This is a genomic window from Halomonas sp. E19 (genome assembly GCF_052439355.1).
Taxonomy (GTDB): Bacteria; Pseudomonadota; Gammaproteobacteria; order Pseudomonadales; family Halomonadaceae; genus Halomonas.
Genome location: NZ_JBNFWU010000001.1, coordinates 3,239,679 through 3,255,251, shown reverse-complemented (window position 1 = coordinate 3,255,251; position 15,573 = coordinate 3,239,679). Strand labels below are relative to the sequence as shown.

Annotated in this window: 12 protein-coding genes and 3 pseudogenes; 3 read left to right on the top strand and 12 right to left on the bottom strand. The window is 65.3% G+C overall.

The window, feature by feature from the left end; translation table 11 throughout:
• Positions 1–123: 123 nt before the first annotated feature.
• A complete protein-coding gene (locus ACUDAL_RS16990; protein ID WP_444678958.1) occupies positions 124–1,050 on the top strand; it encodes a LysR family transcriptional regulator in 927 nt (308 codons plus the stop codon).
• A 27-nt stretch (positions 1,051–1,077) separates the two neighbouring features.
• Here the strand turns inward: ACUDAL_RS16990 and ACUDAL_RS16985 are convergent, their stop codons facing one another.
• The 6 genes and pseudogenes from ACUDAL_RS16985 to phnD form a co-directional block, all read right to left on the bottom strand.
• Positions 1,078–3,141 carry a methyl-accepting chemotaxis protein gene (locus ACUDAL_RS16985; RefSeq protein WP_444678957.1) on the bottom strand — a complete coding sequence of 688 codons (2,064 nt, stop codon included), beginning with the start codon at positions 3,139–3,141 and terminating at the stop codon, positions 1,078–1,080.
• Between the two features lie 94 nt (positions 3,142–3,235).
• Entirely contained in the window at positions 3,236–3,664 is a 429-nt protein-coding gene (locus ACUDAL_RS16980) for a host attachment protein (RefSeq protein ID WP_444678956.1), read from the bottom strand.
• Between the two features lie 108 nt (positions 3,665–3,772).
• Positions 3,773–4,581: pseudogene (phnE, locus tag ACUDAL_RS16975) on the bottom strand (phosphonate ABC transporter, permease protein PhnE).
• Complete coding sequence (gene phnE, locus ACUDAL_RS16970; RefSeq protein ID WP_444678955.1) at positions 4,575–5,393, bottom strand: phosphonate ABC transporter, permease protein PhnE; 819 nt, start codon at positions 5,391–5,393, stop codon at positions 4,575–4,577. The pseudogene phnE (ACUDAL_RS16975) and the gene phnE (ACUDAL_RS16970) overlap by 7 nt, the downstream one beginning before the upstream one ends.
• Positions 5,380–6,186, bottom strand: a complete 807-nt coding sequence (gene phnC, locus ACUDAL_RS16965) for a phosphonate ABC transporter ATP-binding protein (RefSeq protein WP_444678954.1) — start codon at positions 6,184–6,186, stop codon at positions 5,380–5,382. The genes phnE (ACUDAL_RS16970) and phnC overlap by 14 nt, the downstream gene beginning before the upstream one ends.
• A 68-nt stretch (positions 6,187–6,254) precedes the next feature.
• Positions 6,255–7,273, bottom strand: a pseudogene (gene phnD / locus ACUDAL_RS16960) (phosphate/phosphite/phosphonate ABC transporter substrate-binding protein).
• A gap of 296 nt (positions 7,274–7,569) precedes the next feature.
• On the opposite strand from phnD, the gene ACUDAL_RS16955 reads away from it, so the two are divergent.
• Together ACUDAL_RS16955 and ACUDAL_RS16950 are read left to right on the top strand one after the other, a co-directional pair.
• Complete coding sequence (locus ACUDAL_RS16955) at positions 7,570–7,938, top strand: histidine phosphatase family protein (protein ID WP_444679422.1); 369 nt, start codon at positions 7,570–7,572, stop codon at positions 7,936–7,938.
• Between the two features lie 231 nt (positions 7,939–8,169).
• Positions 8,170–8,598, top strand: coding sequence for a hypothetical protein (locus ACUDAL_RS16950; protein ID WP_444678953.1), 429 nt, complete (start codon positions 8,170–8,172; stop codon positions 8,596–8,598).
• An 86-nt stretch (positions 8,599–8,684) separates the two neighbouring features.
• Here ACUDAL_RS16950 and ACUDAL_RS16945 read toward each other — a convergent pair whose 3' ends face one another.
• The 6 genes and pseudogenes from ACUDAL_RS16945 to ahpC form a co-directional block, all read right to left on the bottom strand.
• Positions 8,685–9,413, bottom strand: coding sequence for an amino acid ABC transporter ATP-binding protein (locus ACUDAL_RS16945; protein WP_444679421.1), 729 nt, complete (start codon positions 9,411–9,413; stop codon positions 8,685–8,687).
• A gap of 79 nt (positions 9,414–9,492) precedes the next feature.
• Positions 9,493–10,592: pseudogene (locus ACUDAL_RS16940) on the bottom strand (amino acid ABC transporter permease).
• Positions 10,593–10,602: 10 nt separating this feature from the next.
• Complete coding sequence (locus tag ACUDAL_RS16935; RefSeq protein WP_444678952.1) at positions 10,603–11,793, bottom strand: amino acid ABC transporter permease; 1,191 nt, start codon at positions 11,791–11,793, stop codon at positions 10,603–10,605.
• Between the two features lie 112 nt (positions 11,794–11,905).
• Complete coding sequence (locus tag ACUDAL_RS16930) at positions 11,906–12,931, bottom strand: amino acid ABC transporter substrate-binding protein (RefSeq protein WP_444678951.1); 1,026 nt, start codon at positions 12,929–12,931, stop codon at positions 11,906–11,908.
• A 342-nt stretch (positions 12,932–13,273) separates the two neighbouring features.
• Positions 13,274–14,830: an alkyl hydroperoxide reductase subunit F gene (ahpF, locus tag ACUDAL_RS16925; RefSeq protein WP_444678950.1), complete on the bottom strand. Its 1,557-nt coding sequence runs from the start codon at positions 14,828–14,830 to the stop codon at positions 13,274–13,276.
• A gap of 164 nt (positions 14,831–14,994) precedes the next feature.
• A complete protein-coding gene (ahpC, locus tag ACUDAL_RS16920) occupies positions 14,995–15,558 on the bottom strand; it encodes an alkyl hydroperoxide reductase subunit C (RefSeq protein ID WP_444678949.1) in 564 nt (187 codons plus the stop codon).
• Between the last annotated feature and the right edge of the window lie 15 nt (positions 15,559–15,573).

Here is a 15,573-nt window from a genome sequence, read left to right as displayed (position 1 = left end):
TTCGAATAACGCAAAGGGCAAATCGATTTGCTTGCATTATAAGAGCGCAGGGTTTATCTGTTAATTGGATTGTATGGATAACCTTTATCCAGTCTACTGATATAGATCAACGTCGAGTTCTTTATGCACTTCACCCTGCGCCAACTCGAGGTCTTCGTTGCGGTTGCCCAGCATGAAAGCGTCTCGCGCGCCGCCCGGGCGCTGTCGCTCTCGCAGTCTGCCACCAGCACCGCCCTGGCCGAGCTGGAGCGCCAGTTCGATTGCCAGCTGCTCGACCGCGTAGGCAAGCGCCTGCGGCTCAACGCGCTGGGCTTTCAGCTGCTGCCCAAGGCGGTGGCGCTGCTCGACCGCGCCGAGGAGATCGAGGAGCTGCTGCATGGCCAACAGGGCATCGGCTCGCTCGACGTGGGCGCCACCCTGACCATCGGTAACTACCTGGCCACCCTACTGATCAGCGACTTCATGCAGCGCCACCCCGGCAGCCGGGTGCGGCTTTCCGTGCGCAACACGCGCGAGATCGTCGAGCGGGTGCGCCACCATGAGCTGGACCTGGGGCTGATCGAAGGCCACTGCGAGGAGGAGAACGTGATCACCCAGCCGTGGGTGGAGGACGAGCTGGCGGTGTTCTGCTCACCGCGCCACCCGCTGGCCGGACGCGGGCCGGTGGAACTGGAACGCCTGCTGCACGAGGCGTGGATCATGCGCGAACGCGGCTCCGGTACCCGGCTCACCCTGGAGCAGGCCGCCCGCCACCGCCGCGGGCGCTTCAATATCCTGCTGGAGCTGGAGCACACGGAGGGCATCAAGCGGGCGGTGGAGTCGGGGCTGGGCATCGGCTGCGTGTCGAAGCTGGCGCTGCGCGACGCCTTCCGCCGCGGCAGCCTGGTGCCGATTCCCACGCCGGAGCTTGATCTGAGCCGCCAGTTCGCCTTCATCTGGCACCGCCACAAGTACCTGGCCACCGGCATGCGCGAGTTCCTGCGCCTGTGCCGACAGATGACCGAGGGCGTGCGGCGCAGCGACCAGATCGACCTGCCGCCGGTGTCCTGACCCTCTCGTCTCCAGGGCCGGCTCACGTCAGCGATCGCGCAGGCGGAAGCCGCCGACGACCCGGGCCAGGCGGTCGGCCTGCTCGCTGAGCTGCTCGGCGGCGGTGGTCGACTCCTCGACCAGCGCAGCATTCTGCTGGATGGTGCGGTCGAGGTCGGCCACCGCCACGCTGACCTGGCCGATGCCGTCGCTCTGCTCGCCCGCGGCCATGCTGATCTCGCCGAGCATGCTGGCCACTCGGTTCACGCTGACCACCAGCTCCTCCATGCTGGCGCCTGCCCGGCTCACCAGTTCGGCACCAGCCGCGACCCGCTGGGTCGAGGCATCGATCAGGCTGCGTATATCGCGCGAGGCCTCGGCGCTGCGGGTGGCCAGCTGGCGCACCTCGCCGGCGACCACGGCAAAGCCGCGGCCGTGCTCGCCGGCCCGCGCCGCCTCGACGGAGGCGTTGAGCGCCAGCAGGTTGGTCTGGAAGGCGATGCCGTCGATGACCTTGACGATCTCACCGATCTTCTCTGAGGAGCGACTGATTTCATCCATGGTCGCCACCACCTGGCCGACCGTGTCGCCGGAGCGCTGGGCGACCTCGGCGGCCGACTTCGACAGGCCATTGGCCTCCCGCGAGGAGGCCGAGGTGTGCTCCACGGTGGCCGAGATCTGCTCCATGGAGGCGGAGGTCTGCTGCAGGCTGGCGGCCGACTGCTCGGTGCGCCGCGACAGGTCCTCGCCGCCGCTGGCGATCTCGCTGGCCGCTATACGTACCGATTCGCTGCTGGCGCGCACGTCGAGCAGCACGTCGTGGATCTTGTCGACGAAGGCATTGAACTGGATGGCAAGCTCGGCGCTCTCGTCGCGCCCACGTACCGGCAGGCGCTGGGTCAGGTCACCGTCGCCGGAGGCGATGTCACGCATGCGGTCGGCCAACAGCCGCAGCGGGCGCGACACGCGGGTGCCGACCCACCACAGGGCGGCGAGCCCCAACGCCGTCAACAGCAGGCCGACCAGGGTCATGCCTAGGGTATCGGCCCGGCGCTGCTCGTTCATCATTGTCTGCAGCGCCGTGAGCTCTGCCATCACTGCCGCTTCAGGCAGCCGGATTATCAGCGTCCAGGGCTGCTCGCTGGCACCAATGGTGAACGGCTGGTAGCGCTCCAGCATGCCGTCCCGGGTCAGGCTCACGCTGCTGCCCTCGCGGCGTGCCCGCTCGATGGCCTGCAGCACCTCACTGCCGAAGGCCTCGCCCGCCGCGGTACCGAGCCGCTCGGCATCGGCGGTGTGCGCGACCAGGCCGCCGCCACCCGCCACCAGGGCCATCTCGCCCGCGCCGTCGTAGAGGGCGGCGTTGGCCTGCAGCAGCAGTTCCTGGATGAAGCCGACGGCAAGGTCGACCCCAGCCACGCCGCGAAACGCACCCTCGACCAGGATCGGCACGTTGAACGAGGTCACCATCAAGGTCTCGCCGCCGAAGTCGTAGGGCGCGGGGTCGATGACGCAGGGCGCGAGCGTCTCGCGCGGACACAGGTAGTACTCGCCTTGGCGCACGCCGCTGCCGATCAGCGCCGTGCTTTCCATGTCATCGCCCAGCGGCAGCACTTCGACGCTGCCCGCCTCGGTGCGATACCACCAGGGCATGAAGCGCCCCGTACCGTCGTACCCGTCGGCCTCGCCGAGATCGGCATACAGGGCGTCTTGGCCGAAGGCATCGGGCTCCCAGCCGATGTAGGCATCCAGCAGCGAGGGGTGCTGTACTACCATGTCACGCACCAGGTTGGAGAGTTCGCGCCGACTCAGGCTGAGCGCGCTGCGGCCGCTGGCATCCTGCCGGCCCATCAGCGCATTGGTATGGGCCAGCTGGGTCGCCAGGGCCAGCGCATGTTCGAGCTCATTGCGGATACGCCCGGCTTCAGCATCCGCCAGCACCGCCAGGCGCTCGTCGATGGCGCGCTCCGCCAAGTCGTGGGTATGAGTCTCAACGGCCTGCTGGGTCCGCGCCGAAGAGAAAAGGCCGTAGGCAACCAGAGTGACGACCACCGCCAGCAGGCAGGGTCCGGCCAGCAGGATGACGAACTGGCGGATCGAGGTAAGGGACATGAGGCGCTCTCGCTGATGGGGGCATGGCAGCGAAAAGAGTTCCGCTTGCTTGCCTGGTTTATCGGCAAGAGCGCCTGGCGCTTGAGACGGCGTCTCAGCGCATGTCGCTGATCGCCTCCTGGATAGTATCCACCGGCGCCTTTGACAGGTCCTTGTCCAGGGTATGGATGATCAGCTTGCTGGTCGGCCCGTCGATCTTGTCGCGCAGTACGCCCAGGAAGCGGGGCGCCGCGACCAGAATGAGCTTGTCCATGCGGTTGTCGACCCGGGCCTTGTAGATGCGTTCGGCGATCTGCTTGGCGAAAATCTCCGCCTCGCGGTCCAGTGCGACGCTGTCGCCCCGACTCGCACGCCGCGTGTGCGAAGTCGATTCGTCGACCGCCCCCGTCTCGCCGGTGACCAGATCTCCCTCGTGCAGGCGCCCTTCGGCGTGAATCAGGCTCTCCTTCTCCTCCAGCTTGAGCGCATCCCGGGTGAAGATCCGCGCCCGCGCCGCATCGGCCACCACGATATAGGTTGTCATAGCCTCTCCTTAGTGTCGCTTTCTGGGGTCGGTTGAAGCAAAAGCCCGCCATCCGGTTGCAGGCTTTCTGCCTTCAACATGGCAATCAGACCCTTCAGGGTCAACCGACTAGAGCACCTTGCTGCGCAGCAGGCTGGTGAGCGCCTCGCCGATCAGCACCAGCACAACGATGGCGATCAGGATGGTGGCCACGGTAGGCCAGGCGAAGGTGTCAATCGCCCCTTGCAGGATCACCCCGATGCCGCCGGCGCCGACCAGGCCGAGCACCGTCGACTCGCGGATGTTGATGTCCCAGCGCAGGATGACGATGGCGAAGAAGGCCGGCATCACCTGAGGCACGATAGCGTAGGCGATCACCTTGGCCTTGGAGGCACCGGTGGCCTCCATGGCTTCCACCGGGCGGCGGTCGATCTCCTCGATCGCCTCGCCCATCAGCTTGCCGATGAAACCGATGGAGCGGAACATGATGGCAAGTATCCCGGCCAGCACGCCGGGACCGAAGATCGCCACGAACAGCAGCGCCCAAATGATGGTATTGACCGAGCGGCTGGCGACCAGGATGAAGCGCCCCAGCCACAGGCAGGCGCGGTTGGGGGTGGTGTTCTGCGCGGCGATGTAGGAAACCGGCAGGGCGATGAAGATCGTCAGCAGCGTGGCGAGCGTCGCGATGTGCACCGTCTCGATCAGCGCATTGGTGATACGCGCCAGCCCAGTGGGGTCGGGGGCCACATGCGTGCGCCCAGGCTCGAGATCTGGTTGGGCGCATCCCACACCCAGGGCCAGAAGATATCGATGTCGCTGACCGCCCAGTACACCACCATCACGCTGAACAGCAGCACGGCGAAGCGGATCAGGCGCTGCTTGCGGTCGTAGCGCTGCCAGACGCGGCCGGCGATCAGGCTGGCTTGGTCTACCATATCTTCTTCCTCACCCAGCCGCTGATGCCTTCGCTGATCAGGATCACCGCGATGATGATCAACAGGATGGCGAAGGCGAAATCGTAGTCGTAGCGGCCGAAGGCGTTCATCAGCGTGCCGCCGATGCCGCCGGCGCCCACGATGCCCACCACCGCCGAGGCGCGCAGGTTGCTGTCGAGCTGGTACATCGAGAGCCCTACCTGGCGCGGCAGGATCTGCGGAAAGACGGCGTAGAACAGCGTGGCCAGGTAGCCGGCCCCGGCCGCCTTCATCGCCTCGACCTGCCCCCAGTCGATCTCCTCGATCTCCTCCGCCAGCAGCTTGCCGACGAAGCCGATCGAATAGAGCGTCAGGGTGAGGATGCCGGCCAGCGGGCCGAAGCCCACCGCCGCGACGAACAGGATGGCGACAATCACTGGGTGGAAGCTGCGCGAGACGATGATCACCGCCCGCCCGAGCAGATAGATGGGCTTGGGCGCGACGTTCTTGGCCGCCATCACGGCGAAGGGGATCGACAGCGCCACTCCCAGCAGGGTGGCCAGGATGGCGATCTGGAAGCTCTCCTTGAAACCGGTGAAGAGCAGCCCCCAGCGCTCGAAGCTGGGCGGAAAGCCACCGCCGAAGATACGTGCGGCGCGCGGCAGGCCCTCGCTGATGCGCGCCCAGTTGAACGGCAGCGAGCCGAAGGCCCACACCAGATAGGCGATGACCAGGATCCACAGCCCGTAGCGCAGCACCGGGTTGGCAATGAAGGGCGGCTTGCGCCAGGTCCGGGGCACCGGAACGCTGCCGTGAGTGTCAGGTCGAGTCATGGGCTACCCCACGCGCTTCCCGCCCCGGCTCCACGCCGATCTCGTCGTCAGCCGCCTCGATACCGCCATAGATGGCGTCGAGCGCCTGCTTGTCGAATTCCGCCGGCGTCCCGTCGAAGATCATCCGGCCGTGGCGCAGCCCGACAATGCGCTCGGTGTAGGTCTTGGCCTGGGCCACGTTGTGGATATTAATCAACACCGGCAGCGACAGCTCGCTGGCCAGGCTCTGCAGCAGCTTCATGATCTGCTCGGAAGTGCGCGGATCGAGCGACGCCGTGGGCTCGTCGGCGAGCAGGATCTCCGGCTCCTGCATCAGCGCTCGCACCACGCCGACGCGCTGGCGCTCGCCGCCAGAGAGCGCATCGGCACGCTTGTTGGCATAGTGGGCAATGCCCACCCGCTCCATCAGGGAGAAGGCGCGCTCGATGTCGGCCTGCGGATAGCGCCGGGTGATCGCCTGGTACAGGTTGACGTAGCCGAGCCTTCCGGCCAGCACGTTTTCCATCACCGTCAGCCGGTCGATCAGGTTGAAGCCCTGGAAGACCATGCCGATCTTGCGCCGGGCGCGGCGCAACTCGCGCCCTTTCAGGTTGACCAGTTCGATGCCATTGAGCTTGATCGAGCCCGAGGTCGGCTCCACCAGGCGGTTGATACAGCGCAGCATGGTGCTCTTGCCGGCCCCCGAGGCACCGACGATGGAGACCACGCTGCTGCCTTCCACCACCAGGTTCAGCTCCTTCAGCACCGGCTCATCCCGGCCGTAGCGCTTGACCAGCTTCGAAATTTCGAGCATCCCTCCACCTCACTCAGCACGAGACAGGAGCGCCCCGGCGTGGCCGGGGCGCCGGCGGATTCGCCAGGTTATTCCTGCTCCAGGTCCTCGCGGGTGTAGCGCACGTTGTTGGCGGCCTGGATGGTGCGGATGACTTCCCAGTGTTCCTGGTAGTTGATGGGAATGAACTTCTCGACGCCCTCGAACTCCTCGCCCAGCGCCGTGCCCGCAAAGTCGAAGCTGAAGAAGGCCTCCTCGATCTTCTCGACCAGATCCGGATGCAGGTTGTGGGCATAGTTGTAGGAGGTCGTGGGGAAGCGGTCCGACTCATAGATCAAGCGCACCTCCTCCTCGTCGTAGAGGCCGCGGGCAGCCATGCGCTCAACCACCTCGGAGGCCACCGGCGCAGCGTCGTAGTCGCGTGCCACCACGCCCAGCATCGACTGGTCATGGCTGCCGGAGTAGACCACCTCGTAGTCTTCATCGGGCACGATGCCAAGCTCCGGGAACAGCGCCCGCGGCGCCAGGTTGCCCGAATTGGAGGTGGGCGAGGTGTGGGCGACGCGCTTGCCGCGCAGGTCGTCCATCTCTTCAATGTCGGAGTCGACGTGGGTGAAGACCTGCAGGGTGTAACCGAACTGGCCGTCGTCGGAGCCCATCAGCGCAAACGGCACGGCGCCCGCCAGGTTGACGGCGAACGGCGTCGGCCCGGTGGAGAAACCCGCAATGTGCAGCCTGCCGCTGCGCATGGCCTCGACCTGGGCCGAGTTGGACTGCACGGCAAAGAAGCGCACGTTGCGGCCGGTCACCTCTTCAAGGTGGTCGATGAACGGCTGCCAGATATCGGAGTAGATCGCCGGATCCTCGACCGGGGTATAGGCGAAGATCAGGGTGCTGGGGTTGGCCCACTGGGACTCGTCGGCAGGGCGGTCGGCGACCATGTCGCCATCCTCGTCGCAGTAGAGCGTATCCAGGTCCCCCGCGGGCAGTCGGCCTGGGCCAGCGCAGGCAACGCCAGGGCCAGCGGCAGCAGGGTAGCAAAGGCCAGGGTGGAAAGCGGGTTTTTGGAGCACGGGCGGAAAGCGGAGGAGCAGGTGTGCACGGTCATGGCGTCTCTCACTTACGTTGTTGTTTTATAGGGTATTGCTGGGCCCAGGACAGGCGGCCATCTATCGAGAACGCTGTAGAAACGATCGAATACGAACTCCTTGTCGTATCGATGCTCACAAACGAAACTAAAGCTCACTCTAGGTAGTAGGGCGAGAGCATGTCAAACCCCATTCACACCGCCCCGGTGTACCACAATCGCTATCTGCTGATGCGGCACGGCCACAGCGAGGCCAATGCCCGGCACCTCATCATCAGCACGCCGGCCAACGGCTTGGCGGGCTTCGGGCTTTCGCCCTGGGTCACGAGCAGCTCGACGCCCTGCTCGACAACTGGCGCTGGCCCACGCCCACCCGCATCCTCCACTCCGATTTCCTGCGCACCACCGAGACCGCAGCACGCATCGCCGAGGGCTTCCAGCTCGCCTTGCAGCCCGAGCCCAGGTTACGCGAACGCCACTTCGGTGAACTAGAGGGCCAGGCCGACGACAACTATCCACGCGTCTGGGCCCATGACGCCGACAGCGCCGAACACGGCGCCTATGGCGTGGAGAGCGTCGCCAGCGTGGCGGCCCGCATGCAGGGAGTCATCGCTTCGCTGGAAAACGCGCTGCATGGCGAGACCATCCTGCTGGTGAGTCACGGCGACCCCTGCAGATACTGCTGACCGCCCTGGAGGGCCGGCTGCTGACCCAGCATCGTGCCCGTGAACCGCTGTTGCCGGCAAGCATCACCGCGCTGTAACCGCTCAGCACGGCAGGAATCTCGTCAGGCGCCTGGCAGCGATAGGCACTGTGCAGCGAATGAAAATACGTTACTATTCAGCAGGTACTGACGAACACTTTTGCCATGGAGGCAAGCGCATTCCAGCTTCTGCTGTGTTCAGGGAGGATTGACGATGCCACGATTCCTGATGTCCCAGCGTTCACCCGGCGTACGACGGGCCGTTCATCTGGCGTTACAGCTCGGCCTGCTGGCGGCTGCCGCTTCCTGGGGGCTTCCCCGGTCGCCCTGGCTGGGCGGCAGCGGCTGGGCCACCGCCTGGCCAAGCGCCGCCTTGTCGTTGGCCGTTTGGCTGGCGCTGGCCATGTGCCTCTACGCACTTGTCGAGTTCTGCCTTTCTCCCCGAGAACGCCCCGAGCAACGCGCGGGCTTCACACCTGAAGAGATGATCACGCGCTCCTTCGAACGGCGCCCCGCCGTTCACAGTGAAGAGGACGCCTGGACCAGCACAGCGCGCGAAGTGGAAACGGAACCCAGCGTGCTGGGCAAGGCGCGAGTCATGCGCCCGGCAAAGCCGCTGCGCCCTCAAAACAGTTCGGCTTGAACGCGCAGCGCCCTCACCCGTCTCCCGACCATCCCCCGCTGCCCGCCGCTTCGCTAACGCGAGGAGGCGGGCGCTGACGGCATCGCTCAATGACCGAGGATCTGGCTCAGGAAGAGCTGGGTGCGCTCGGACTGTGGGTTGTTGAAGAAGGGTTCCGGCGCGTTCTCCTCGATGATCTGGCCCTGGTCCATGAAGATCACCCGGTCGGCCACGGTCTTGGCGAAGCCCATCTCGTGGGTCACGCAGAGCATGGTCATCCCCTCGCGGGCCAGCTCGATCATGACGTCGAGCACCTCCTTGATCATCTCGGGGTCCAGCGCCGAGGTCGGCTCGTCGAACAGCATCACCTCAGGATGCATGCACAGCGAGCGGGCAATGGCCACCCGCTGCTGCTGGCCGCCGGAGAGCTGCCCCGGATACTTGCGCGCCTGTTCGGCGATGCGCACCCGCTCCAGGTACTTCATGGCCTGGGCCTCGGCCTCGCGGCGCGGCTTCTTCTGCACCCACATCGGCGCCAGGCAGCAGTTTTCCAACACCGTCAGGTGCGGGAAAAGGTTGAAGTGCTGGAACACCATGCCCACGCTGCGGCGGATCTGCTCGATGCGCTTGACGTCCTGGGTCAGCGGTATGCCGCCGACCACGATCTGCCCCTGTTGATGCTCCTCGAGATGGTTGATGCAGCGGATCAGCGTCGACTTGCCGGAGCCCGACGGGCCGCAGATCACGATCCGCTCGCCGCGCCGCACTTCCAGGTCGATGTCGCGCAGCACGTGGAACTCACCGTACCACTTGTTGACGCCGCGCATCTCGACCATCAGGGTCTCGGTGCCGGCCTTGGCTTGGGTTGCCTGGTCATTCATTGTCGTCTTTCCTCGATTCGGTTGGCGCCGCTGGCTACCGCTTGTGGCCGGTATTCAGTTTCTTCTCCAGATACTGGCTATAGCGCGACATGCTGAAGCAAAAGATCCAGAACATGAACGCGGCGAAGACATAGCCTTCCAGGGCGAACCCGAGCCAGCGCGAATCCGACAGCGCAGCCTGCACGATGCCCAGCAGGTCGAACAGCCCGATGATCATCACCAGGGTGGTGTCCTTGAACAGCGAGATGAAGGTGTTGACGATGCCGGGGATCATCATCTTCAGGGCCTGGGGCATCACGATCAGCCCCATACGCATCCAGTAGCTCATGCCGAGTGCCGCGGCGGCCTCCTCCTGGCCCTTCGGGATCGCCTGCAGGCCACCGCGTATGACCTCGGCCATGTAGGCGCTCTGGAACAGCGTGATGCCGATCAGCGCCCGCACCAGGCGGTCGACGCTCACCCCGGTCGGCAGGAACAGCGGCAGCATTACCGAGGCCATGAACAGGATCGTGATCAGCGGTACGCCGCGCCAGAACTCGATGAACACCACGCAGAAGCTCTTGACGATGGGCATCTGCGAGCGCCTCCCCAGGGCCAGCAGGATACCCAGCGGCAGTGCCGCCACCATGCCCACCACCGCCAGGATCAGGGTCAGCATCAGCCCGCCCCAGCGGTGAGTTTCCACCACCCGCAGGCCGAAATAGCCGCCGTAGAGCATGACGTAGGCGAACACCGGGAACACCAGCAGCGTGGCGATGGCCACCCAGCGCTTGAAGGGCAGCCGGGGGATGGCCAGCCAGGCGATCAGCACCGCGAAGGACGCGAATACGGTGTCGACGCGCCACAGCTCGGTGCGCGGGTAGAGTCCGTAGATGAACTGGGTCAGGCGGGCGTTGACGAACACCCAGCAGGCCCCTCCCGCGAGCAGTCGTCGCGGCTGGTGCCCACCCAGTCGGCGTTGATGAAGGCCCACTGGATCGTCGGGGTCAGCAGCACATACAGCAGGTAGAGCCCCAGCAGGGTGAAGATCGTGTTGATCGGCCCGCTGAACAGGTTGGCCCGCAGCCAGGCCAGCGGCCCCACCGTGTTCTTCGGTGCCGGGCGCGCCTCGATCATCTTGGGTTGGATTGTCATGGCGCTTCTCCTAGCGTTCCACCAGCGCCACGCGGGCGTTGAACCAGTTCATGAACATCGACACCAGCAGGCTGATGGTCAGGTAGACCGCCATGGTCATGGCGATCACCTCGATCGCCTGCCCGGTCTGGTTGAGCGTGGTGCCGGCGAACACCGAGACCAGGTCGGGATAGCCGATGGCCGTGGCCAGCGAGGAGTTCTTGATCAGGTTGAGGTACTGGCTGGTCAGCGGCGGGATGATCACGCGCAGCGCCTGGGGAATCACCACCAGCCGCAGTACCAGACCTTGGGGCAGGCTCAGCGCCTGGGCCGCCTCGGTCTGCCCGTGGGGAATGGCCTGGATACCTGAGCGCACGATCTCGGCGATGAACGACGCCGTGTAAATCGACAGCGCCAGCCATAGCGCCAGGAACTCGGGGATGACGGTGATCCCGCCGCGGAAGTTGAAGCCACGCAGCTCCGGCACGTCCCAGGTGATCGGCACCCCGGTGGCCAGCAGCACCAGCAGCGGCAGGCCCAGGATCAGGCCCAGCGAGATCCAGCCGGCCGGCAGCCGCTTGCCGGTGGCTTCATGGCGCCGCTTGTTCCAGATCGTCAGCACGATGCTGGCGACCACGGCCACCCCCAAGGCCAGCGGGATCATGCCGAAACCCGACTCGAATAGCGGCTCGGGCAGGTAGAGCCCGCGCACGTTGAGGAAGATCACCTCGCCCAGCGAGTAGCTGTCGCGTGCCGATGGCAGGGTGCGCAGCACGGCGAAGTACCAGAAGAAGATCTGCAGCAGCAGCGGTATGTTGCGGAAGATCTCGATGTAGCCGCTGGCCAGCCGGGCGATCAGCCAGTTGGGCGAGAGCCGGGCGATGCCCACGGTGAAGCCGATAACGGTGGCGGCCACCACGCCGAGAGCGGAGACAAGCAGCGTGTTGAGCAGGCCCACCACGAAGGTACGCCCGTAGGTGCTCTGCGACGAGTAGTCGATCAGGCTCTGGACGATGCCGAAGCCAGCAGTATTGTTCAAGAAGCCGAAGCCGGTGGTGATGCCTCGGGCGGCCAGGTTGGCCTGGGTGTTGCCGATGATGTACACCAGGAAGGCGGCCACCGCGAGGATCAGCAACACCTGGAAAATCAGCGCACGTTTGGCACGATCACGCCAGAACGGCGGCTTGGGGCCGATGGAGTGGGCCTTGGGTCGAACGGACATGGACAAGCTCTCCGCCTGGATCCGTCAAGCAGGTGATCAGGCACCCGGCCCGGGGTTGCCGGGCCGGGGCACTAACGGTTCAGGGCGCCGACGTGGCGCCCTGGCGGTAGGCTCAGCGGATCGGCGGAGCGTACTGAATGCCGCCTTCGGTCCACAGGGCGTTGATGCCGCGTTCGATTTCAAGCGGCGACCCCATGCCGACGTTGCGCTCGAAGCTCTCGCCGTAGTTACCGACCTGGCTGATGATGTTGTAGGCCCAGTCGGCGGAGAGGCCCATACCTTCGCCGTAGTTGCCGTCACGTCCCAGCAGGCGGGCGATGTCCGGGTCATCAGACTCGAGCATCTCGTCGACGTTGTCCTGGGTGATGCCCATCTCCTCGGCGTTGAGCATGGCGAACAGCGACCACTTGACGATGTTGAACCACTGGTCGTCGCCCTGGCGTACCACCGGGCCCAGCGGCTCCTTGGAGATGACTTCCGGCAGGATCACGGACTGATCCGGATCGGAGAGCTGAATGCGCAGCGCCGCCAGCTGGGAGGTATCGGAGGTCAGCACGTCGCAGCGACCGGCCTCGTAGCCGCCCACGGTCTGCTCGGAGGTGTCGAAGACGATGGGGTCGAACGTCATGCCGTTGGCGCGGAAGTAGTCGGCCACGTTGAGTTCGGTGGTGGTGCCGGACTGTACGCAGATCGCCGCACCGTCGAGATCCTTGGCGCTGGAGACGCCGAGATCGCGGTTGATCATGAAGCCGATGCCGTCGTAGAAGGTCACGCCGGTGAAGTTCAGGCCCAGGGTGGTGTCACGCGTGGTGGTCCAGGTGGTATTGCGCGACAGCACGTCGACCTCGCCGGACTGCAGCGCGGTGAAGCGCTCTACCGCGTTCAACGAGATGTAGCGTACGGCCTCGGCATCGCCGAATACCGCTGCGGCCACGGCACGGCAGACGTCGACGTCCAGCTCCTGCCATTCGCCCTGATCATCGGGCGCGGAGAAGCCCGGCAGGCCGTCGCTGACACCGCACTGCACCGCGCCGCGATTGCGGGTTTCGTCGAGCGTAGAGGCCTGGGCGGTCGTGGCGGCGCCCAGCAACAGCGCACCGGTAGCAGCCAGCAGGACAACATTGTTCTTCTTCAGCATCAGGTTTTCCCTCGTTGACGAGTGTTTATTGTGACTTGTGGGGTCATGCAGGAGTCCGTGCCGCTTTTCCTGCGTACGTCCAGACACTAGCAAAGTTCGTTCCACTAGGGCGAGGTGGCAGTGCCACACACTTTTTCAACGTAATTCGATAAGAAATCTTGCCGAAACGCGAAGAATTGAGCAAAACGCTCAGCGGGCGTGCCAAGCCCCATGCCCCGCCGGAGTGCAGTGCGCGCTACCCTTCCCCGGCATGGTGCAGGCTGCCCGACGACCCACACGCCGACGCCCCGGCAGGAAGCCTGCCGGGGCGTCGGTACCAGGCCGGGCAACGCCGGCCAGGTATCAGCTGCGGATAAGGTAGTCGAACGCGCCCAGCGCCGCCTTCGAGCCTTCGCCCATGGCGATGATGATCTGCTTGTAGGGCACGGTGGTGACGTCGCCGGCGGCGAAGATACCGGGCACCGAAGTCATGCCGCGCGCGTCGGTGACAATCTCGCCACGCTCCGACAGCTCGATGGAAGAGTCGGTCAGCCACTCGGTGTTGGGCACCAGGCCGATCTGCACGAAGATGCCTTCCAGCTCGAGCCGCTTGATCTCGCCGCTGGCCCGCTCTTCGTAGCTCAAACCGTTGACCCGGGTGCCGTCGCCGTTCACCTCGGTGGTGCGGGCGCCGAGGATGATCTCGACGTTGGACAGGCTGCGCAGCTTCTTCTGCAGCACGGCGTCGGCGCGCATCTCGTCCATGAACTCGATCAGCGTCACGTGGCCGACGATGCCGGCCAGGTCGATGGCCGCCTCGACGCCGGAGTTGCCGCCGCCGATCACCGCCACGCGCTTGCCCTTGAACAGCGGGCCGTCGCAGTGGGGGCAGTAGGCCACGCCCTTGTTGCGGTACTCGGCTTCGCCGGGCACGTTCATCTCGCGCCAGCGGGCGCCGGTAGAGAGAATCAGCGTCTTGCTCTTGAGGCGCGCGCCGGATTCGAACTCCACCTCGTGCTCGCCGCCCTGGTCGGCGGCCGGAATCAGCTTCACGGCGCGCTGCAGGTTCATGATGTCGGCTTCATATTCCGTGACGTGCTGCTCGAGCGCCGCGGCCAGCTTGGGGCCTTCGGTGTAGGGCACCGAGATAAAGTTCTCGATTGCCATGGTATCGAGCACCTGGCCGCCGAAGCGCTCGGCCGCCACGCCGGTGCGGATGCCCTTGCGCGCGGCGTAGATGGCCGCCGCAGCACCGGCCGGGCCGCCGCCCACCACCAGCACGTCGAACGGGTCCTTCTCGTTGAGCTTGGCCGCCTCGCGCTGGGCAGCGCCGGTGTCGACCTTGGCCAGGATCTGCTCCAGGCTCATGCGCCCCTGGTCGAAGGGCTCGCCGTTGAGGTAGATGCTCGGCACCGACATGATCTGGCGCGCTTCCACCTCATCCTGGAACAGCGCGCCGTCGATGGCGACGTGGCGCACGCCCGGGTTGAAGATGGCCATCAGGTTGAGCGCCTGCACCACGTCGGGGCAGTTCTGGCACGACAGCGAGTAGTAGGTCTCGAAATGGAACTCCCCGTCGAGCGCCTTGATTTGCGACAGGGTATCGTCGCTGACCTTGGGCGGGTGGCCGCCGACCTGCAGCAGCGCCAGCACCAGCGAGGTGAACTCGTGGCCCATGGGGATGCCGGCGAAGACCACGCCGGTCTCCTCACCGGGGCGATTGAGCGCGAACGAGGGCTTGCGCGCATCCTCGCCATCCAGGCGCAGGGTGATCCGCTCGCTGAGGCTGGCGATGTCCTTCAGCAGGCCGTGAAGTTCCTTGGATTTCGCGCCGTCATCGAGGGATGCGACGATCTCGAACGGCTGCGTGACCTTCTGCAGGTAAGCTTTGAGCTGATTTTTCAGATTGTCGTCCAACATGACGGCGGGTTCCTTTCATGTCTGGCAAGAACGATGGCAAGCGACCGCCTCGGCGCGGAGTCCGCACAGGCAGCGCTTGCACATTTCGAAGAGGGCCCGGGCAGGAGCTGCCCGGGCGGGGACTCGCACGAGGTCAGGGGTAGCCTCGCGGGTCGCAGGATCGCTTAGATCTTGCCGACCAGGTCCAGGGAAGGCGCGAGGGTCTGTTCGCCTTCCTTCCACTTGGCAGGGCAGACTTCGTTCGGGTTGTTGCGGACGTACTGGGCGGCCTTCAGCTTGCGCAGGGTCTCGGTGACGTCGCGGGCGATGGCGTTGTCATGGATCTCCAGGGTCTTGATCACGCCGTCCGGGTCGATCACGAAGGTGCCGCGCAGGGCCAGACCGGCTTCCTCGATGTGCACACCGAAGGCACGGGTCAGCTGGTGGGTCGGGTCGCCGACCAGCGGGAACTTGGCCTTACCCACTGCCGGTGAGGTCTCGTGCCACACCTTGTGCGAGAAGTGGGTGTCGGTGGTGACGATATAGACTTCGGCACCGGCCTTCTTGAACTCTTCGTAATGGTCAGCGGCGTCCTCGACTTCGGTCGGACAGTTGAAGGTGAACGCGGCCGGCATGAAGATCACCACGGACCACTGGCCCTTCATGTCTTCGTTGGAAACTTCGACGAACTCGCCGTTATGGAACGCAGTGGCCTTGAACGGCTGGACTTCGGTGTTGATCAGGGACATTCAGTAATGCTCCAT

Bases quoted from the DNA above. Each gene is read 5' to 3' on its own strand.
- ACUDAL_RS16990 (WP_444678958.1), top strand. From the start codon at position 124: ATGCACTTCACCCTGCGCCAACTCGAGGTCTTCGTTGCGGTTGCCCAG.
- ACUDAL_RS16985 (WP_444678957.1), bottom strand. From the start codon at position 3,141: ATGTCCCTTACCTCGATCCGCCAGTTCGTCATCCTGCTGGCCGGACCC.
- ACUDAL_RS16980 (WP_444678956.1), bottom strand. From the start codon at position 3,664: ATGACAACCTATATCGTGGTGGCCGATGCGGCGCGGGCGCGGATCTTC.
- phnE (WP_444678955.1), bottom strand. From the start codon at position 5,393: ATGACTCGACCTGACACTCACGGCAGCGTTCCGGTGCCCCGGACCTGG.
- phnC (WP_444678954.1), bottom strand. From the start codon at position 6,186: ATGCTCGAAATTTCGAAGCTGGTCAAGCGCTACGGCCGGGATGAGCCG.
- ACUDAL_RS16950 (WP_444678953.1), top strand. From the start codon at position 8,170: ATGCCACGATTCCTGATGTCCCAGCGTTCACCCGGCGTACGACGGGCC.
- ACUDAL_RS16945 (WP_444679421.1), bottom strand. From the start codon at position 9,413: ATGGTCGAGATGCGCGGCGTCAACAAGTGGTACGGTGAGTTCCACGTG.
- ACUDAL_RS16935 (WP_444678952.1), bottom strand. From the start codon at position 11,793: ATGTCCGTTCGACCCAAGGCCCACTCCATCGGCCCCAAGCCGCCGTTC.
- ACUDAL_RS16930 (WP_444678951.1), bottom strand. From the start codon at position 12,931: ATGCTGAAGAAGAACAATGTTGTCCTGCTGGCTGCTACCGGTGCGCTG.
- ahpF (WP_444678950.1), bottom strand. From the start codon at position 14,830: ATGTTGGACGACAATCTGAAAAATCAGCTCAAAGCTTACCTGCAGAAG.
- ahpC (WP_444678949.1), bottom strand. From the start codon at position 15,558: ATGTCCCTGATCAACACCGAAGTCCAGCCGTTCAAGGCCACTGCGTTC.